Source organism: Microbacterium sp. KKR3/1, from assembly GCF_021272365.1.
In the GTDB taxonomy this organism is placed as follows: domain Bacteria; phylum Actinomycetota; class Actinomycetes; order Actinomycetales; family Microbacteriaceae; genus Microbacterium; species Microbacterium aurugineum.
Map to the genome: position 1 here is coordinate 1,014,659 of NZ_JAJSDW010000001.1, position 18,470 is coordinate 1,033,128.

General features: G+C 66.4%; 15 protein-coding genes and 1 riboswitch. Of the genes, 1 reads left to right on the top strand and 14 read right to left on the bottom strand.

The window, feature by feature from the left end; all coding sequences use genetic code 11:
• Positions 1-3 precede the first annotated feature (3 nt).
• Both LVJ59_RS04895 and typA read right to left on the bottom strand, forming a co-directional pair.
• A complete protein-coding gene (locus LVJ59_RS04895; protein ID WP_232762205.1) occupies positions 4-900 on the bottom strand; it encodes a phospholipase in 897 nt (298 codons plus the stop codon).
• A 194-nt stretch (positions 901-1,094) separates the two neighbouring features.
• Complete coding sequence (typA, locus tag LVJ59_RS04900) at positions 1,095-3,008, bottom strand: translational GTPase TypA (protein WP_047522661.1); 1,914 nt, start codon at positions 3,006-3,008, stop codon at positions 1,095-1,097.
• 101 nt (positions 3,009-3,109) lie between these two features.
• On the opposite strand from typA, the gene LVJ59_RS04905 reads away from it, so the two are divergent.
• Positions 3,110-3,916, top strand: coding sequence for a CPBP family intramembrane glutamic endopeptidase (locus tag LVJ59_RS04905; RefSeq protein ID WP_232762206.1), 807 nt, complete (start codon positions 3,110-3,112; stop codon positions 3,914-3,916).
• Positions 3,917-3,921: 5 nt separating this feature from the next.
• On the opposite strand, the gene LVJ59_RS04910 is transcribed toward LVJ59_RS04905, so the two are convergent.
• From LVJ59_RS04910 to LVJ59_RS04965, 12 genes are all read right to left on the bottom strand, one after another.
• The gene (locus LVJ59_RS04910; protein ID WP_232762207.1) at positions 3,922-4,491 is read right to left on the bottom strand and encodes a PH domain-containing protein; all 570 of its coding nucleotides are present in this window, start codon (positions 4,489-4,491) and stop codon (positions 3,922-3,924) included.
• Positions 4,488-6,167 (bottom strand): ABC transporter ATP-binding protein, encoded by a 1,680-nt coding sequence (locus LVJ59_RS04915; RefSeq protein WP_232762208.1) that lies wholly within the window; start codon positions 6,165-6,167, stop codon positions 4,488-4,490. The genes LVJ59_RS04910 and LVJ59_RS04915 overlap by 4 nt, the downstream gene beginning before the upstream one ends.
• The gene (locus LVJ59_RS04920) at positions 6,164-7,108 is read right to left on the bottom strand and encodes an ABC transporter permease (RefSeq protein WP_232762209.1); all 945 of its coding nucleotides are present in this window, start codon (positions 7,106-7,108) and stop codon (positions 6,164-6,166) included. The genes LVJ59_RS04915 and LVJ59_RS04920 overlap by 4 nt, the downstream gene beginning before the upstream one ends.
• Positions 7,101-8,027 carry an ABC transporter permease gene (locus LVJ59_RS04925; RefSeq protein ID WP_232762210.1) on the bottom strand — a complete coding sequence of 309 codons (927 nt, stop codon included), beginning with the start codon at positions 8,025-8,027 and terminating at the stop codon, positions 7,101-7,103. The genes LVJ59_RS04920 and LVJ59_RS04925 overlap by 8 nt, the downstream gene beginning before the upstream one ends.
• A 101-nt stretch (positions 8,028-8,128) precedes the next feature.
• Positions 8,129-9,763: an ABC transporter substrate-binding protein gene (locus LVJ59_RS04930; RefSeq protein WP_232762211.1), complete on the bottom strand. Its 1,635-nt coding sequence runs from the start codon at positions 9,761-9,763 to the stop codon at positions 8,129-8,131.
• 216 nt (positions 9,764-9,979) lie between these two features.
• A complete protein-coding gene (gene gcvP / locus LVJ59_RS04935; RefSeq protein WP_232763152.1) occupies positions 9,980-12,832 on the bottom strand; it encodes an aminomethyl-transferring glycine dehydrogenase in 2,853 nt (950 codons plus the stop codon).
• A gap of 61 nt (positions 12,833-12,893) precedes the next feature.
• Entirely contained in the window at positions 12,894-13,271 is a 378-nt protein-coding gene (gene gcvH, locus LVJ59_RS04940; protein WP_046749583.1) for a glycine cleavage system protein GcvH, read from the bottom strand.
• Positions 13,268-14,389 (bottom strand): glycine cleavage system aminomethyltransferase GcvT, encoded by a 1,122-nt coding sequence (gene gcvT, locus LVJ59_RS04945; protein WP_232762212.1) that lies wholly within the window; start codon positions 14,387-14,389, stop codon positions 13,268-13,270. The genes gcvH and gcvT overlap by 4 nt, the downstream gene beginning before the upstream one ends.
• A gap of 153 nt (positions 14,390-14,542) precedes the next feature.
• Positions 14,543-14,637: riboswitch (glycine riboswitch) on the bottom strand.
• A 106-nt stretch (positions 14,638-14,743) separates the two neighbouring features.
• Positions 14,744-15,622 (bottom strand): ABC transporter ATP-binding protein, encoded by an 879-nt coding sequence (locus tag LVJ59_RS04950; protein WP_134353347.1) that lies wholly within the window; start codon positions 15,620-15,622, stop codon positions 14,744-14,746.
• Positions 15,619-16,470, bottom strand: a complete 852-nt coding sequence (locus LVJ59_RS04955) for an ABC transporter ATP-binding protein (protein WP_232762213.1) — start codon at positions 16,468-16,470, stop codon at positions 15,619-15,621. Before LVJ59_RS04955 ends, LVJ59_RS04950 begins: the two co-directional genes overlap by 4 nt.
• Positions 16,467-17,444, bottom strand: coding sequence for an ABC transporter permease (locus tag LVJ59_RS04960; RefSeq protein WP_232762214.1), 978 nt, complete (start codon positions 17,442-17,444; stop codon positions 16,467-16,469). The genes LVJ59_RS04955 and LVJ59_RS04960 overlap by 4 nt, the downstream gene beginning before the upstream one ends.
• Positions 17,437-18,432 carry an ABC transporter permease gene (locus LVJ59_RS04965; protein WP_047523247.1) on the bottom strand — a complete coding sequence of 332 codons (996 nt, stop codon included), beginning with the start codon at positions 18,430-18,432 and terminating at the stop codon, positions 17,437-17,439. The genes LVJ59_RS04960 and LVJ59_RS04965 overlap by 8 nt, the downstream gene beginning before the upstream one ends.
• Positions 18,433-18,470 lie beyond the last annotated feature (38 nt).

The window sequence follows — 18,470 nt, forward strand, 5'->3', positions numbered from 1 at the left end:
GGGTCAGTACCAGTTCACGGCCTGGGAATGCGCCCACGCGCTGCACGGTGTGCCGTACACCGACGAGATGTACCCGAGTCCCCAGGCGACCTGGGTGGCGGCGTTGGTCTGCCAATCGGAACCGGCCGACGCCATCTTGCTACCGGGGAGCGCCTGCGGGATCCCGGTGGCGCCGCTCGGGTTGTACGCCTGGTAGTTCCATCCGGATTCCTTGTTCCACAGGGAGTCCAGGCAGGAGAACTGGTCGCCACCCCATCCGTAGGTGCTCGACATGAGCTGCCGTGCGGTGGCCTTGGCACCCTCCGGCGTGTTGGCTGCGGCCAGGGCGGCCGCCGCCTGCTTCTCCGCCGCGGCCCGCGCGGCTGCCTTCTCTGCGGCGATCCTGGCCGCCTCTTCCTCCGCGCGCTTCCGCTCTGCAGCATCGAGCGCACTGCGCAGCTCTGCGGTCTCGGCGACGACATCCGCCGTCTCCTGCTTCGCCTCCTCGGCCACGGGGACGACCAGGAGCACCGGAGTCACATCGAGCTCTTCGAGCTTGTCGATGTCGCTCTCCAGATCGGAGGTGTCGACGGACGATGTGGTCTCGAGGTCGAGGCCTGAGCTGACGACCTCGCCGTTCAGCGTCTCCGCCGCGACGACCGCGACCTTCGCTTGCGTCAGCGTCGCGGACGCGACCTTCGTGATCTGCGCCAGGGGCTCTGCACCGGAACGGACAGCCGAGGTGACGACGGAGGGGATGTCCACCGCACCCGACGCGGGCACGGACGCGAGACCGACGCTCACGGTGATGCCGACGAGAGCGGCCGCCGCCACTCCGAGGACGGACAGGGGACGGTGGATCGCTGTGCGGGCAGAGGCCGCTGCGGAGGCGCGCCGAAGCGCACGAGTCTTCTGAAGCATGGGGTCGACTTTCGGGTTGTCGTACGCCGTTGCAGGAGACTCATCGGGAGCTCGTCCCCGGCGCAGTGAACCACCCTGACTCACGAACCTGAACGAAAACCATCCCTCACCTGGGATTTACATGAGAAGAGGGTCCCGCACGCGCCATCCGGCGGTGCGAGACCCTCTCACTCGGATCGTGTCCGAGGCTGGTGTCAGACGTTCGCGTCCTGGCGCTTCAGGCGAGCCGTCTCCCGAGCACGGGTGTTCGCATCGAGGTTCACCTTGCGGATGCGGACGACCTCCGGGGTCACCTCGACGCACTCGTCATCGCGGGCGAACTCCAGGCTCTCCTCGAGCGTCAGCTGACGCGGGGGCGTCATCGACTCGAACGTGTCGGAGCTGGCCGCACGCATGTTGGTGAGCTTCTTCTCCTTGGTGATGTTCACGTCCATGTCGTCGGCGCGCGAGTTCTCGCCGATGACCATGCCCTCGTAGACCTCCTGCGTGGGCTGCACGAAGAACGACATGCGCTCCTGCAGGGCGATCATCGCGAATGGGGTGACGACGCCCTGACGATCAGCGACGATCGAGCCGTTCTGACGCGTCGTGATGGAGCCCGCCCACGGCTCGTAGCCGTGCGAGATCGCGTTCGCGATGCCGGTGCCGCGCGTGGTGGTGAGGAACTCGCTGCGGAACCCGATCAGGCCGCGCGACGGGACGATGAACTCCATGCGCACCCAGCCGGTGCCATGGTTGGTCATGTTCTCCATGCGACCCTTGCGGTTCGCGAGCAGCTGCGTGATCGCACCGAGGTGCTCTTCCGGGGTGTCGATGGTGAGGTGCTCGAAAGGCTCGTAGGTCTTGCCGTCGATCTTCTTCGTGACCACCTGCGGCTTGCCGACCGTGAGCTCGAAGCCCTCGCGACGCATGTTCTCGACGAGGATGGCAAGGGCCAGCTCTCCACGGCCCTGCACCTCCCAGGCGTCCGGGCGTCCGATGTCGACGACCTTGAGCGAGACGTTACCGATCAGCTCCTTGTCGAGACGGTCCTTGACCATGCGAGCGGTGAGCTTGTGGCCCTTGACCTTGCCCATGAGCGGCGAGGTGTTGGTGCCGATCGTCATGGAGATGGCGGGGTCGTCGACCGTGATGGCCGGCAGCGGACGCACATCCTCGGGGTCGGCGATGGTCTCACCGATCGTGATGTTCTCGAAGCCGGCGATGGCGACGATGTCGCCGGGGCCGGCGGAGTCGGCCGGGTAGCGCTCGAGAGCGCGGGTCTTCAGGAGCTCCGTGATGCGCGCGTTGCTGGTGGTGCCGTCGGCACGGACCCAGGCCACGGTCTGGCCCTTCTTCAGCGTGCCGTTGAAGACGCGAAGCAGAGCGAGACGACCGAGGAAAGGGCTGGAGTCGAGGTTCGTGACCCAGGCCTGCAGCGGGTGCTCGTCGTCGTACTCCGGAGCGGGAACGTGCTCGAGGATCGCCTCGAACAGCGGCTCGAGGTCGTCGTTGTCCGGCAGCGAGCCGTCGGCGGGACGATTCTGCGATGCGGCACCGGCGCGACCGGAAGCGTAGACGACAGGCACGTCGAGCAGTGCGTCGACATCGAGGTCGGGCACGTCGTCGACCAGGTCGGAGGCGAGACCCAGGAGCAGGTCGTGTGCCTCCTCTTCAACCTCCGCGATACGGGCGTCGGGACGATCGGTCTTGTTGACCAGGAGGATCACGGGGAGCTTGGCCTCGAGCGCCTTGCGCAGCACGAAACGCGTCTGCGGCAGCGGACCCTCACTCGCGTCGACGAGCAGCACGACACCGTCGACCATGGACAGGCCGCGCTCGACCTCGCCCCCGAAGTCGGCGTGACCGGGGGTGTCGATCACGTTGATCGTGATCTCCTCGCCGCCTGCGTGCTTGCCCTTGTACGTGATCGCCGTGTTCTTGGCGAGGATCGTGATGCCCTTCTCACGTTCCAGATCGTTCGAGTCCATGGCGCGCTCATCGACGTGGGCGTGTTCACCGAAGGAGCCCGTCTGACGCAACATGGCGTCGACGAGAGTGGTCTTGCCGTGGTCGACGTGCGCGACGATCGCGACGTTGCGGAGGTCAGAGCGAAGGGCGTGCGCCATGCAGGTGTCCTAAAAGATGTGGGGTTTTGCCGGGAAGCCGACGTTCCAGGATAACGCAAGCACGGAGCTTGTTCCTGAAAGCAGGTCGTAGCATCGAGATCGTGACCAGACCGCAGGCTCCGTGGGACCTCCCCGACCTCTCCCCCGCCCCGTCCCGTGCGCGACTGTGGTGGGAGATCGCGATCGTCCTGGCGCTCGGCCTCGGACAGTCCGCCGTGTATGCGATCGTGCAGCTCGTCTACCGGCTCACGGATGAGGTCCCGATCGCCGACCAGGTCGCGAAGCTGAACCCGTCCCGGAGCGACCGCGAGATCTTCGACCTCATCTACCAGGTGCTCGCGATCGGGTTCTCCCTGATCCCGGTGGTGCTGGTGTGCTTCCTGCTCTGGCAGTCACGGCGCCCGCATCTGGCACGGCTGGGTCTGGACGGCACCAGGTCAAGACGCGATGTCGGTCGCGGCATCCTGCTCGTCCTGGCGATCGGCATCCCCGGCCTCGGTCTCTACCTCGCCGGTCGCGCTCTGGGACTCACCGTGGCCATCGACCCTGCGGGGATCGACGCGTATTGGTGGACCGTTCCCGTCCTGCTGCTGGCCGCGGCCCGCGCATCGCTGCAGGAGGAGTTCGTCCTGCTCGGCTATCTCTTCACCCGGCTCCGCCAACTCTGCTGGAGTCCGTGGACGATCATCGTCTCCACGTCGGTGCTGCGGGCGAGCTACCACCTCTATCAGGGGTATCCGGCGTTCCTCGGCAACCTGGCGATGGGCCTGCTCTTCGGCTGGCTGTATCAGCGCAGCGGACGCCTTCTGCCGTTCCTGGTCGCACACTTCGTGATCGACGCCGCCGCATTCGTGGGGTACCCCTGGGCGGCGGCGACGTGGCCCGCACTGTTCGGACTTCCCGGCTGAGTCGATCAGACCGAAGCGGAACCGGCGAGGAGGATCGCGACGACCGCCCAGACCACGATCACCACGAGCGCGATGACCGCCGGCCGATCCCACTCGCGTCGGATCGGCGCATCGGACGCGGGCGCGGCGTCCCAGAGGTCGCGGATGTCCGTGAGTGCGTGAAGGCCGGATGACGGCTTGGGCTCGGAGTCCTCCCCGCGACCGGGGCGGGGTGGCCGGGCGCGGGCGGGTCCGCCGTAACAGCTGACCTCCCGCCCGTCGTCCAGGGAGAACAGCAGCTGCCACCGCAGGTCGATGTCGCGCACGCGACTCCAGTCGAAGCGCGTGCGGCGGAGCATGTTCTGGACGACGACACCGTGGGCATCCACCCGGACATGCGAGACGTAGCTGATCTCGTACACGATCCAGAGGGCGAGCAGCACCCATGGAGCGACGAGCAGCATCTGCTCCCAGCTTCCCCGAACGGCGGTGTCGCCGAGCAGGAACAAAGCCAGGAGGGCGCTGAAGACGAGGACGACCACGCCCGAGGGCGCGCGGTATGTGCGCGCGCCCTCGGGTTGTTGCGATGAGGTCACGCTCCGGCGCCTCCGAGCGTGAGGGACACGCCCGGGATCGCCTGGAGGAGGCGCTCCGTGTACTCCTCCTGCGGGTTCGCGAAGATCTCGTCGACGGTGCCCTGCTCGACGATCTTCCCCTTCTCCATGACGCAGACGAGATCGCTCGACACGCGGACGACGGCGAGGTCGTGCGTGATGAACAGGTACGTCAGGCCCAACTCGGACTGGAGGTCCGCCAGGAGGTTCAGCACCTGGTCCTGCACCAGCACGTCGAGCGCCGAGACCGCCTCGTCGAGGACGATGATGTCCGGCTTGAGCGCCAACGCCCGGGCGATCGCGACGCGCTGCCGCTGTCCGCCCGAGAGTTCGCTCGGATATCTGCTCGCCAGAGCCTGCGGGAGAGCAACCTGTTCCAGCAACTCGTTGACTCGCTCACGCTGCGACGCGCGGTCACCGACGCCGTGGATCTGCAACGGCTCGGCGATCGTATTGCCGATATTGCGCAGCGGGTCGAGTGATCCGTACGGGTCCTGGAAGACCGGCTGCATCCGACGGCGGAGACCGAAGGACTGCGCGCGCGACAGGTTCGACACGTCGCGGCCGTCGATCTCGATCGTGCCGCTGGTGGGATCCTCCAGCTTGAGCACCATCTTCGCCACGGTCGACTTGCCCGAACCGGACTCACCCACCAGGGCGAGGGTCTTGCCGCGCGGGATCTCGAAGGACACGTCGTCCACTGCACGGAAGGCTTCACTGCGGAAGTTCCCCTGGCGGATCTTGTAGTCCTTGGTCAGCCCCGCGACACGAACGGTCGGCGGGATCGCGGCGAGGTCTTCGCGCGTCTCGATGCCGCGGTCCGCGACCACGGCCTGGATCCGCTTCGACGCCACGCTCGGTGCCGCCGAGACCAGACGCTTCGTGTACGGGTGCTGCGGATCCTCGAGGATCTGTCGGCTCGGACCCGCCTCGACGATGTTGCCGCCGTTCATCACGATGATCTTCTCGGCGCGTTCCGCGGCGAGTCCCAGATCGTGGGTGATCAGCAGCACCGAGGTGCCCTTGTCCCGCGTGAGCGTTGCCATGTGGTCCAGGATCACGCGCTGCACCGTGACATCGAGAGCCGATGTCGGCTCATCGGCGATGAGCAGCTTCGGATTGGCCGCGAGCCCGATCCCGATCAGCGCCCGCTGGCGCATGCCGCCGGAGAACTGATGCGGATACTGGTGCAGTCGGCGCTCAGCATCTGCGAGCCCCGCCTGTTGCAGCACTTCGACGGTCCGCGCCTTGACCGCGGCACGGCCCTGGGCGATGCCGTTGGCTCGGACGGCCTCCTTCACCTGGAAACCGATGCTCCACACCGGGTTCAGGCTCGACATCGGGTCCTGCGGCACGAATCCGATGTCGCGACCGCGGACTGCTTCCATCTCTTTACGGCCGAGAGTGGTGAGCTCACGACCGTCGAGGGTGATGGAACCACCCGTCACCTGCCCCGTACCGGCCAACAGGTCGATGATCGCCGTGGCGGTCGTGGACTTGCCGGAACCCGACTCCCCCACGATCGCGACGGTCTCACCCGGAAGCACGTCGAAGCTGACACCGTGGAGGACTTCACGAAGCCCCTCCTGCGTGCGGAAGGCGACCTTCAGGTCGCGAACGCTCAGCAGGGGCACCTGGTCGGGAATGCGTTCGCTCATCGGCGGGCCCTCGCCTTCGGGTCGAGGGCGTCTCGGATGAGCTCACCCAGAGTCACGAACGCGAGCACCGCCAGGGTGAGCGCGATCGACGGATAGATGAGAGCCATAGGTGCGACGCGCAGAGAAGCCTGCGCCTTGGCGATGTCGAGGCCCCACGACATCGTGTCGCTGCCCAGACCGACGCCGAGGAACGACAGCGTCGCCTCCGCGACGATCGCCGCCGCGAGTGCCAGCGTCGAGATCACCAGCAGCGGCGCGAGCGCATTCGGGACGACGTGGTTCACGAGGATCCGGAATTTCGACTGACCGAGCGCTTGCGACGCCATGACGAAGTCGGCCTGCCGGACCCTCAGCACTTCTGCGCGGACCACACGCGCCGTCGACGCCCAGGCGAACCCACCGATCGCGAAGGCGAGCGTCCACACGGACCGGGAGTCCTTGAAGACGGTCATCACGACCACGGCGGCGAGGATGTAGGGAATCGCGAAGAAGATGTCGCCGACGCGCGAGAGCACCGAGTCGAGCCATCCTCCGTAGAACCCCGCGAGTGCACCCATGATGAGTCCGAGGATCGAGGAGATCAGGGTGGCGATCAGACCGACCGCCAGCGAGGTCTGCGACCCCCAGACGATTCGGGAATAGATATCGCAGCCCTGGAAGGTGAAACCGAGCGGATGGCCTTCGGTCGGACCGCCGTTGCTGTTCGACAGCAGACAGTTGCTGTTCGGCGGTGTTTGCGTGAACAGCGTGGGCCACAGCGCCATCAAGAGGAAGAAGAGCGCCAGGACCACCGAGAACCAGAACAGCGGACGGCGACGCAGGTCACGCCAGGCGTCGCGCCACAGGTTGCTGGGCTTGTCGGAGATCCTGACCGCATCGACATGGATCGACTCGGTGTCGACAGGAGCGACGTAGTGCTTCTGAGAGGTGGGATCAGGCATAGCGAATCCTCGGGTCGAGCAGACCGTAGAGCAGGTCGATGAGCAGGTTCACCAGTACGTAGAGGATGACGAACACCGTCACGAAGGAGACGACGGTGGGTCCTTCACCACGACGGATGGCTTCGAAAAGGGTGTTTCCGACGCCGGGGACGTTGAAGATGCCCTCCGTGACTGTCGCACCCACGAGCAGTACGCCGAAGTTCGTCGCTGAGTTGGTGATGACGGGGATCAGGGAGTTGCGCAGCACGTGCACCGGGAGCACGCGGCTGCGTGACAGACCCTTGCTGTACGCCGTGCGCACCCAGTCTTGGTTCAGCGTGTCGAGGACGGAGCTGCGCATCAGACGCATGCTCACGGCGTAGAGGCTGAATCCGAGGACGATCGCAGGCAGCCAGAGACCGCCCCAGTCGTTGTCCGCGCCCACCGTGGGTTTGAACCAGCCGAGTTGGATCGCGAGGAAGTACTGAGCGAGGAACGCCAACACGAAGATGGGGATCGCGATCGCAACGAGTGCCACGACGAGCGACACGTTGTCGAACAGCTTCCCCTTGCGCAGCGCCGAGAGGGTACCGATGAGGATCGCCAGCACGAACTCGATTCCGATCGCCATGACCGCGAGACGCCCTGTGACGGGCAGTGTCGCGGCGAGCACCGAGGAGACGGAGCGGCCGGAGTAGGTGTTCCCGAGGTCGCCCTGGAGAACACCGGTGATGTAGTACCAGTACTGCACGATGAACGGGTCGTTCAGGTGGTACTGCTCGCGAAGCTGTTCGATGACTGCCGGGTTCGGGGTCTTGTCGCCGAACAGGGCGAGGACCGGATCGCCGGGCATGGCGAACACGAGGAAATAGATGAGCAGGGTGGCTCCGAAGAAGACCGGGATCACCTGCAGAAGACGTCTCAGAATGTAACCGAGCATCCGCTTGTCCCTTCTTGAGGGCAAAGAAAGCGAGGCGAACACAGCCCATGAGGCGGTGACGAAGAATCGTCACCGCCTCATGGGTGAAGTGCCGTCAGACTTTACTCGCCGGCCTTCGTGATCTGGTAGTACAGCGGGACCGAGTTCCAGCCGAACGTCACGTTGTCGACGTTCTCACTGAACCCACCGGTCACGTTCGAGTACCACAGCGGGATCGCAGGCAGATCCTGGAACAGGATCTCCTGTGCCTTGGTGAAGTCCTCGAGCTGCGCGTCGGGGTCGGGGTTGCTGATGCCCGCCGAGATGAGGTCGTCGAACTCGGGGTTCGAGTAGTCACCGTCGTTGGAACCGGCGCCCGTCGCGTAGAGCGGTCCGAGGAAGTTGTACAGACCCGGGTAGTCGGCCTGCCAGCCCGAACGTGCCGCCGTGGTGATGGTGCGGTCGTTGATCTTGGTGCGCAGGTCCTGGAAGGTCGGGTACGGGTCGCCCGATGCCTCGATGCCGAGCGTGTTCTTGATGCTGTTGCTCACTGCGTCGACCCAGGCGTCGTGTCCGCCGTCGGAGTTGTAGGCGATCTTGAAGTCGCCCTCCCACGGAGCGATGGCGTCAGCCTCGGCCCAGAGTTCCTTGGCCTTCTCGGGGTCGTAGCTGAGGACCTCGTTGCCGGGGATCGAGTCGGACCAGCCGGCGATGACCGGGGACGTGAAGTCCGCCGCCGGGGTGCGGGTGCCGGAGAAGATCGTCTCGGTGATCTCCTCGCGGTTGATCGCCATCGACAGCGCCTGACGACGCAGCTTGCCCTCTTCGCCGCTGAAGTGCGGGAGGAACTGGCCGATGGTGAACGACTGGAAGACAGCCGAGGGCTGGTTGACGGCCCGGTCCTCGAGCTCGTCCTGGAAGACGGGCAGCGAGCTGGTCGGGATCTGGTCGATCACATCGACCTCATTGCCCTGCAGGTCAGCGTAGGAGGCTTCCTGCGTGGCGTAGAACTTGATCGTCAGACCGCCGTTGGCCGGCTTGCGCCCACCCTCGTAGTCGTCGTTGCGGACGAGGTCGATCTGCACGTCGTGCTGCCATGCGTCTTCGCCGTCGATCATGTACGGGCCGTTGCCGATGGGGTTCTGGCCGAACGCCTCCATGTCCTCGAAAGCGACATCGGGAAGCGGGTAGTAGGCCGAGTAGCCGAGACGCAGCGCGAAGTCCGAGGCCGGCTTGTTGAGCGCGATCGTGAACGTGTAGTCGTCCACCTGCTCCAGACCGGTGAGCTCGGAGTCCTCGTCGTAGCTGAAGCCCTCGATGTCCTCGAAGAAGTAGCTGGAGAGGTGTGCGTTGGAGGCCTTCGCGCCCTCGTTCCACGCCTTGATGAAGTTGTCGGCGGTGACCTCTTCACCGTTGGTGAACGTCTGCCCCTCCTTCAGCTTCACGGTGAGGTGCTGAGGGTCTTCGGTGGTGATCTCCTCGGCCATGTCGTTGACCGGCTCGCCCTCGGCGTCGTAGTAGACCAGACCCGCGAAGATCTCGTCGAGGATCTTGCCTCCGCCGACCTCGTTGGTGTTGGTCGGGATCAACGGGTTCTCGGGCTCGGAGCCGTTCGTGGTGATGATGGCGTCGGGATCGGCGTTCGAGCCGTTGCCACCGTCACCGTTGTTGCCGGATCCGCTTGCGCAGCCCGCGAGCGACAGAGCGCCGACCGCGAACAGCGCGACGCCCGCGAGGGCGATCTTGTTGCGCTTCACTTTGTGTCCTCCTGTGGACGTGGGAATTCTGCGCACTCACCATCGAGCGAGCAGGGATACCTGAGCGTAACCCGCACCTTCGCCCCCGCCGCGCTCAGCTAACGAACCGTTACTGAGTGGTGACCATCCGTAATCTCGCCGAAACACGCGCAGACACGAAGACGGTGCCGCACCCCACGGAGGTGCGGCACCGTCTGCTCACATGAGCACGAGAACTCAGGCGAACGCCTCCACCGGCGGGCACGCGCACACGAGATTGCGGTCACCGTAGGCCTGGTCGATCCGGCGCACGGGCGGCCAGTACTTGCCTGCGACGAGGGCAGGCACGGGATAGGCCGCCTCCTCTCGCGTGTAGGCGTGGTCCCACTCCCCCGCGATCAGCGAGACCGCGGTGTGGGGTGCACGCACGAGCGGGTTGTCGTCGGCGGGCCAGCGTCCTGCGGCCACGGCGTCCGCTTCCGCCTTGATCAGGATCATCGCCTCGATGAAGCGCTCGATCTCGTCCAGGTCCTCTGACTCGGTCGGCTCGACCATGAGTGTGCCGGCGACCGGGAACGACATGGTCGGCGCGTGGAAGCCGTAGTCGATGAGGCGCTTGGCGACGTCGTCGACCGTGATGCCGGTCGCCTCCTTGAGTGGACGCAGATCGAGGATGCACTCGTGCGCCACCCGGTCGTTCTCACCCGTGTACAGGACGGGGAAGTGGGCCGAGAGGCGCTCCGCGATGTAGTTGGCCGAGAGCACGGCTGCCGCGGTCGCCCGTCGCAGCCCGTCAGCGCCCATCATGCGCACGTATGCCCAGGAGATCGGCAGGATGCCGGCGGAGCCGTAGGGAGCAGCAGAGATCACCCCGCCGTCGAACGTGAAGCCGCCGAAGTGCTCGGCGCGCTGGGCAAGAGGGTGCGAGGGGAGGAACGGCGCGAGGTGGGACTTCGCCGCCACCGGTCCGATGCCGGGCCCACCGCCGCCGTGCGGGATGGCGAATGTCTTGTGCAGGTTGAGGTGCGAGACGTCGCCGCCCAGATCACCGAAGCGCGCATAGCCGAGCAGCGCGTTGAGGTTCGCACCGTCGACGTACACCTGCCCACCCGCGTCGTGCACGGCGGCCGTGATCTCGACGACCTGCTCCTCGTAGACACCGTGTGTGGAGGGGTAGGTGATCATCAGGGCCGAGAGGGAGTCGGCGTGCAGGGCGATCTTCGCGCGCAGGTCGTCGAGGTCGACGTTGCCGAGCTCATCGGTCGCGACGACCACGACCTTCATACCCGCGAGCACGGCCGAGGCCGCATTCGTGCCGTGGGCGGACGACGGGATGAGGCACACCGTGCGGTGCTGGTCGCCGTTCGCGTGGTGGTAACCGCGGATCGCCAGCAGGCCGGCGAGCTCACCCTGCGAACCGGCGTTCGGCTGCAGCGAGACGGCGTCGTATCCGGTGACCTCGGCGAGCCAGCCCTCGAGCTGCTCGATGAGCTCGAGGTAGCCCTGCACGTCGGAGGCCGGCGCGAACGGGTGGATACCGGCGAACTCGGGCCACGTGATCGCGGCCATCTCCGTCGCCGCATTGAGCTTCATCGTGCACGAGCCCAGCGGGATCATGCCTCGATCGAGCGCGTAGTCGCGGTCGGCCAGGCTCTTGAGGTACCGCATCATGGCGGTCTCCGAACGGTGCGAGTGGAACACGGGGTGCGTGAGGTACTCGTCCTGACGGAGCAGGTCGACCGGAAGCGCCCGCAGCTTCTCGGCGCCGAAATTCCCGAAAGCCCGCTCGTTCTTGCCACCGAAGACGCGTGTGACCTGGTGCAGCTCTCCGAGGGTCGTGGTCTCATCGACCGCGATCCCGACCGTGTCGGCGTCTGCGACATGGAGCAGGATGCCGTAGCCGTCGTGCGCCTGCGCGGCGTACTCGGCTGCACGTCCGGGGACCCGCACCTGCAGGGTGTCGAAGAACTGGGCATGCACGATGTCGACGCCCGCCTCAGTCAGCCAGTCGCGCAGCAATGCGGCCTTCGCGGCCGTCTGCGTCGCGATCTCGCAGAGCCCGTCCGGACCGTGATAGACCGCATACATCGACGCCATGACGGCCAACAGCACCTGGGCCGTGCAGATGTTCGACGTCGCCTTCTCGCGACGGATGTGCTGCTCGCGCGTCTGCAACGAGAGGCGGTAAGCGGGCTTGCCGTCGGCATCCACGGACACTCCGACGAGTCGGCCGGGCAGCTGACGCTCCAGACCGGCGCGAACCGCCATGTAGCCCGCGTGCGGCCCGCCGAACCCCATCGGCACGCCGAAGCGCTGGGTCGTGCCGACCGCGACGTCGGCACCGAGCGAGCCCGGCGATGCGATCAGGGTGAGGGCGAGCAGGTCGGCCGCGGCGACCGCGAGTCCGCCCGCGAGGTGCGCAGCATCGAACACGGCGGTCGGATCCCAGAGCCGACCCGATGCTCCCGGATACTGGACGAACACGCCGAACAGCTCGGCGGGCAGCTCCTCCCCCGCAGCGAAGTCGACGAAGACGAGCTCGATTCCGAGGGCTTCGGCGCGCGTCGCGAGCATCGCCTTGGTCTGCGGAAGCGCGTCCGCGTCGACGGCGAACACCGTGGAGGTCGACTTCGAGGCGCGCCGCGCGAGCAGCATCCCCTCGACGACGGCCGTGGACTCGTCGAGCATCGATGCGTTGGCCGTCGTGAGCCCGGTGAGTTCGGCGACCATCGTCTGGAAGTTGATGAGCGCTTCCAGGCGCCCCTGGGAGATCTCCGGCTGATAGGGCGTGTACGCCGTGTACCAGGAGGGGTTCTCGAGCACGTTGCGCTGGATCACCTGCGGCGTGATGGTGCCGTAGTAGCCCAGGCCGATCATCGGACGGTTCACCGTGTTTCGCGAGGCGAGGTCCCGCAGCTCGGCAAGCGCCTCGGTCTCGCTCGCGGCAGCAGGGATCCGCGACGTCGCGCTCCCGGCGTCGGACGACGGGCCGGTGTAGATCGACGCGGGGACGGCCTGACGCATCAGCGTCTCGACCGGACTCAGAGCGTCGTCTGCTCCGGAGATGTCCAGACCGAGAGCGCTGAGCATGGTGTGCTGCGCGGCATCCGTCGGTCCGATGTGACGATCGGCGAAAGTGACCACTGCGCGATCAGCCCTCCGTCAGTGCGACGTAGGCGTCGCGGTCGAGCAGTCCGTCCAGCGCGCCGGCAGCGACGGACACCTTGAGCAGCCAGCCGCCCTCGAACGGCGCCGCATTGACGAGCGAGGGATCGTCGACGGCCGCATCGTTGATCTCGACGACCGTTCCCGAGACCGGCGCGTACAGCTCGCCGACCGACTTGGTGGATTCGATCTCACCGACGACCGCTCCCGCGGTGACCTCGGTGCCGACCGCGGGAAGCTCGACGAAAACGACGTCACCCAGCTTCTCTGCGGCGTAATCGGTGATGCCGATCGTCACGGTGTCGCCGTCAGCGGCGATCCACTCGTGTTCTTCGGTGTAGTGGAGTGCGGCGAGGTCGGTCATTTGGTCCTCCGGTAGAAAGGCAGGGCGGTCACGGTCGCGGGGATTCTGGTCCCCCGCACATCAAGGAATACTGCGGTTCCCGCGTCAGCGGAAGAAGGGTGCACATAGGCCATCGCGATCGGATGTCCGAGTGTCGGGCTGAGGGCCCCGCTGGTGATCTCGCCGAGCGTGGTCCCGTCGCCGTCGACCACGGCGTATCCGGCTCGCCCGGCACGTTTGCCCTCGGCGACGAGGCCGACCAGCACCGGTGCATCGGATGTCTCGTCCTGCTCAGCGGCGAGGAGTGCCTCCTTGCCCACGAACCGCTCCTTCGCCGTCACGACGACGCGACCGAGGCCAGCCTGCGCCGGACGGGTCTCGAGGCTCAGCTCGTGGCCGTAGAGCGGCATGCCCGCTTCGAGGCGCAGCGTGTCGCGCGCCGCGAGTCCGGCGGGAACGAGTCCGTGCGGAGCGCCCGCTGCGAGCAGGGCGTCCCAGAGGGCGACCGCGTCGTCGGCTGCGACGAGCAGCTCGAAGCCGTCCTCGCCGGTATAGCCGGTGCGCGCGAGGAGAACGGGCTTGCCGGCGTATCCGGCCGACGCCCAGGAGTAGTACTTCTGCTCGTCCCAGGGTGTGCTGACATCGGTGAGGTCGGTGGTCGCCGCGAGGACGGCCTCCGCTTGCGGGCCCTGCACGGCGATGAGGGCGTAGTCGTCGGACACGTCCTGCACGACGACCCCGAAGCCCTCGGTGCGAGCGCTCAACGCAGCGGACACGGCGTCTCGGTTGCCCGCGTTCGAGATGATGAGGTAGTCGTCATCGGCCAGGCGGTAGACGATCACGTCGTCGATGATCCCGCCGGACTCGGCGAGGAGCAGCGAGTACTTGGCCTTGCCGACCGCCAGCGCCGACAGACGACCGGCGAGCGCATGGTCGAGGAACGCCCCGGCTCCGTCGCCACGCACGGTGAATTCGGCCATGTGCGAGATGTCGAACATCCCCGCGCTCTGGCGCACCGCATGATGCTCGGCGAGGTCGGACGTGTAGCGGACCGGCATCTGCCAGCCGCCGAAGTCGGTGAACGAGGCGCCGAGCGCTTCGTGGCGTTCACGCAACGGGGTGTAGCGAGGTTCGGACATGGAGTTCTCCCGGGCTGTGTCGGGCGGAACGGCGGCGGGCCGTCCCTCGGAACTCCCCCTCTGTCATAGGCCTGAGAGTTTCACCCGTGCACAGAGGCGGGGCTTTCACCGTCGGCGGATCCGCACGGTCGCGGGATCGCTTTTCAGAGTGGCCGGACCCGCGCGGTACGCATACCTGAGAGATTGGCGGGGAGGCTTGCTCCTTCGGTGCCCGGCTGCGTTCGCCGGGGCTCTCCCGCGTGGGTCATACGGCCTGTCTTCAGTTGTGGGTCCAGTCTAGCCGGTCGGATCCTCGGTGCCGGATCCTCCGGAACGGCGTTCGAATCGCGCGATTCGAAGGCGGAGCGCCGACCGTCAGTGCGCGATGCCGAGTTCGCGGCGGACCTCGTCACGGAGACGTCCGAGGTTGTCCGGCTCGGGCGCCGCGCCCAGGAGGGTCTTGGTGTACTCGTGCTGCGGGTTCAGGATGACCTCGTCCGCCGGGCCCCGTTCGACGACATCGCCCTTGTAGAGCACCATGATCTCGTCGGAGAAGTGCCTCGCCGTCGCCAGGTCGTGCGTGATGTAGAGCACTCCCAGGTTCTCCTCGCGCTGCAGTTCTGCCAGCAGGTTCAGCACCCCGAGACGGATCGACACGTCCAGCATCGAGACCGGCTCGTCCGCCACGATGAACCGCGCCCCGGGCGCGAGAGCCCGCGCGATGGCGACGCGCTGCCGCTGTCCACCGGACAGCTCATGCGGACGACGCTCGGCGAAACTCTCCCCCGGCGTCAACCGCACACGCTCGAGGAGCTCCACCGCGCGCTCCCGCACCTGCGTGCGCGACAGCTCCGGGTGGTGCAGGCGCAGCGGCCGCTCCAGGTGGTGCACGATCGTGTGGAACGGGTTCAGCGAGGCGAACGGGTCCTGGAAGACCATCTGCACATCCGAGCGATAGGCCTCCAGCGCCCGACCTCCGGTCCCCGACGGCTTCCCGTCGAGGAGGATCTCCCCGCTGGTGGGAGTCTCCAGCTTCATGAGCATCCGCGCGATCGTCGACTTCCCCGACCCGGACTCCCCCACCAGAGCGACCGTCTTGCCCGCTTCGATCGTGAAGGACACATCCTTCACCGCATGCAGGACGCTCGATCGGAACCCCGAACGCAGATGGAAGTCCTTCACCAGGTTCCGCGCCTCCAACGTCGCCGTCCCCCCGGCGCCGGTCGCGGCCTCTGTGGTGGTGTTCGCGTTCATCGGACGCCCTCCTGGCTCACACCGGTGCGGACGAAGTCGCCCCGCTCGCCCTTGAGCGACGGGAAGCTCGACAGCAACCGCCGCGTGTATTCGTGCTGCGGGGTGCGGTAGATCTCTTCCGCCGTCCCCTCCTCGACGATCTGCCCCTGCAGCATGATCGCGATGCGGTCACTGATCTCGATCAGCATCGGGAGGTCATGCGTGATGAAGATCACCGCGAACCCCAGCTTCTCGCGAAGACGCATGATCTCCCGGATGATGCCGCGCTGCACGACCACGTCGAGCGCGGTGGTCGGCTCATCCATGATCATGACCTGCGGATCGAGTGCCAGGGCCATCGCGATCATCATGCGCTGCCGCATACCGCCCGAGAGCTCGTGCGGGAAGCTCGTGAGCCGACTCGGATCGACGCCGACCAGCGTCAGCAGCTCCTCGGCGCGCTCCTGCTTGGCCTTCTTGCCCATGCCAGGGCGGTGCGTGTCGAAGATGTCGAAGATCTGCGCCTTGACGCTGATCACCGGGTTCAACGAGTTCATCGCGCCCTGGAACACCATCGAGATCTTGTCCCAGCGGAAGGCCCGGAGCCCTTCGCCGTCGAGACCGACGATGTCGATGTCGTGACCGTCACGGTCATGGAACACGATCTCGCCGGCCGTCATCAGCGCGGGTGCCTTCAGGAGGCGGTTCATCCCGTACGCCAGCGTCGTCTTCCCACACCCCGACTCCCCAGCCAGACCAAGGATCTCCCCACGATTCAGGGTGAGCGAGACATCCCGCACCGCCTTCACCGGCGGGTCGACTTCATACTCGATCGACACGTTCCGTGCCGTCAGCACCGGCTCGCTCATGCGGTGACCCCCTTGGTCTTGGCGGCCTTGCGCACTCGACGCGCGGCCTCCGGCGCGTTGCGCAGCTTCGGGTTGATGACCTCGTCGATCGCGAAGTTGATGAGCGACAGCCCGGCGCCGAGCAACGCGATCATGAGTCCGGGCGGCACGAACCACCACCAGGCTCCGCGACCGAGCGCCTGCCCCGACTGGGCGTCGTTCAAGATCGATCCCCACGTGATCGACGAGTTCGGCCCCAGGCCGAGATAGGACAGACCCGCCTCACCGAGGATCGCGAAGATGATGGCGAAGAGGAACTGTGCGGCGAGCAGCGGGAGCAGGTTCGGCATGATCTCCACGAGGATCACGCGGAACGAGCGCTCCCCCGCGACCTTCGAGGCGTAGACGTAGTCCCTCGTGCGCAGCGACCTCGTCTGCAGCCGCAGCACGTAGGCGGCGCCGGCCCACGACGTGATACCGAGCACGAACGCGACGAGCTGCCAGCTGCGCTGCGGCACGAACGAGGCGATCACCATCACGAGCGGCAACCCGGGGATCACGATCATCACGTTGGTGAGGAGCGCGAGCCCGTCCTCCCGCCATCCGCCCAGGTAGCCCGCCAGGACACCGAACAAGAGGGAGAGGATGATCGCGATGCCGCCGGCGGTGACGCCGATGAGCAGGGAACCCTGAGCACCGATCGCGAGCTGGGCGAACATGTCGTTGCCGAGCTTGGTCGTCCCGAGCCAGTGCTCCGCGGAGGGCGGCTGGAGCGCGGGGTTCGCGGTGTTGCGCGGATCCTGCGTGAAGAAGGGCGCGATGATCGCGAAGAGCACGATCGCGACCACGATGCTCGCGCCGACGATGAACTTGGGTGAGGTGCTGGGCAGGATACGGCGCCGCTTGCGTCCTTGCTGTGTGGCCAAGGAGATCGTGCTGGCCGGTGCCGTGATCGGCGGCTCCTGCGTCAGGAGCGGGTTCTTCGTGTCAGACATTCTGGCGAGCCCTCGGGTCGATGAAGCCATAGACGAGGTCCATGATGAAGTTGGCGGCGAGCACCGTCAGGGTGATGACGAGGAACAGTCCCTGCATCAGCGCGTAGTCGTTGTTGGTCACGGCCTGGAACATCAGCTTGCCGATGCCGGGGTAGGTGAACACCTGCTCCATGACGATGGAACCGGCGACCACGAAGCCGAGTGTGATCGAGAACCCCGCGATCGAGGGGATCGCCGCGTTGCGAGCCGCGTACGTCGTCATGATGCGTCGCGGACGAAGCCCCTTGGCCTCCGCCGTGAGCACGTAGTCCTCGGCGAGGGTAGACACCATCATGTTGCGCATGCCGAACATCCAGCCACCGACCGAACTGATCACGATCGTGATCGCCGGGAGGATCGCATGCGCCACGGCATCCGTGAAGAACGCCCACGTCGGTTCGGGGCCGTCCGGATAGTCGAACACGTCGTAGCCGCCGAAGATCGGGAACCAGCCGAGGCCGACCGCGAACACGGCGACCAGGATCAGGGCCATCCAGAAGTACGGGATCGACTGGAGGACGGTGGTGGCGGGGATCAGGTGGTCGACCCAGGTGCCGCGCTTCCATCCGGCCCAGGCGCCGAGCACGACGCCGAGGACGAAGGAGATGACGGTCGCGGTGCCGACCAGGACGAGCGTCCACGGAAGAGCGCCGGCGATGAGCTCCGTCACCGGAGTGGGGAACTTCGTGACCGAGACACCGAGGTCGCCCTGGAACATGCGTCCCCAGTACGCCAGGTACTGCTCCCACAGGGAGGAGTCGTCGCCGCCGAGCAGGAGCTTGATGTTGCGGATGGCCGTCTCGGAGACCTCGCCGCCGGCCCGCTGCATCTTGGCGATCATGATGTCGGCCGGGTTCCCCGGCATGAGCCGGGGAAGAAGGAAGTTGATGGAGATCGCGGCCCAGAGCGTGAACGCGTAGAACCCGATTCTTCGTGCATAGAACTTCATGTCACTGTTTCCTGACTTCCTTCTTCCCCGACTCCTCT

What these genes read in the sequence shown, in the direction of transcription:
- gcvT (WP_232762212.1), bottom strand. Translation starts at nt 14,389, where the DNA reads ATGTCCGAACCTCGCTACACCCCGTTGCGTGAACGCCACGAAGCGCTC.
- LVJ59_RS04960 (WP_232762214.1), bottom strand. Translation starts at nt 17,444, where the DNA reads ATGTCTGACACGAAGAACCCGCTCCTGACGCAGGAGCCGCCGATCACG.
- LVJ59_RS04965 (WP_047523247.1), bottom strand. Translation starts at nt 18,432, where the DNA reads ATGAAGTTCTATGCACGAAGAATCGGGTTCTACGCGTTCACGCTCTGG.
- LVJ59_RS04915 (WP_232762208.1), bottom strand. Translation starts at nt 6,167, where the DNA reads ATGAGCGAACGCATTCCCGACCAGGTGCCCCTGCTGAGCGTTCGCGAC.
- LVJ59_RS04950 (WP_134353347.1), bottom strand. Translation starts at nt 15,622, where the DNA reads ATGAACGCGAACACCACCACAGAGGCCGCGACCGGCGCCGGGGGGACG.
- LVJ59_RS04920 (WP_232762209.1), bottom strand. Translation starts at nt 7,108, where the DNA reads ATGCCTGATCCCACCTCTCAGAAGCACTACGTCGCTCCTGTCGACACC.
- LVJ59_RS04955 (WP_232762213.1), bottom strand. Translation starts at nt 16,470, where the DNA reads ATGAGCGAGCCGGTGCTGACGGCACGGAACGTGTCGATCGAGTATGAA.
- gcvH (WP_046749583.1), bottom strand. Translation starts at nt 13,271, where the DNA reads ATGACCGACCTCGCCGCACTCCACTACACCGAAGAACACGAGTGGATC.
- LVJ59_RS04895 (WP_232762205.1), bottom strand. Translation starts at nt 900, where the DNA reads ATGCTTCAGAAGACTCGTGCGCTTCGGCGCGCCTCCGCAGCGGCCTCT.
- gcvP (WP_232763152.1), bottom strand. Translation starts at nt 12,832, where the DNA reads ATGCTCAGCGCTCTCGGTCTGGACATCTCCGGAGCAGACGACGCTCTG.
- LVJ59_RS04925 (WP_232762210.1), bottom strand. Translation starts at nt 8,027, where the DNA reads ATGCTCGGTTACATTCTGAGACGTCTTCTGCAGGTGATCCCGGTCTTC.
- typA (WP_047522661.1), bottom strand. Translation starts at nt 3,008, where the DNA reads ATGGCGCACGCCCTTCGCTCTGACCTCCGCAACGTCGCGATCGTCGCG.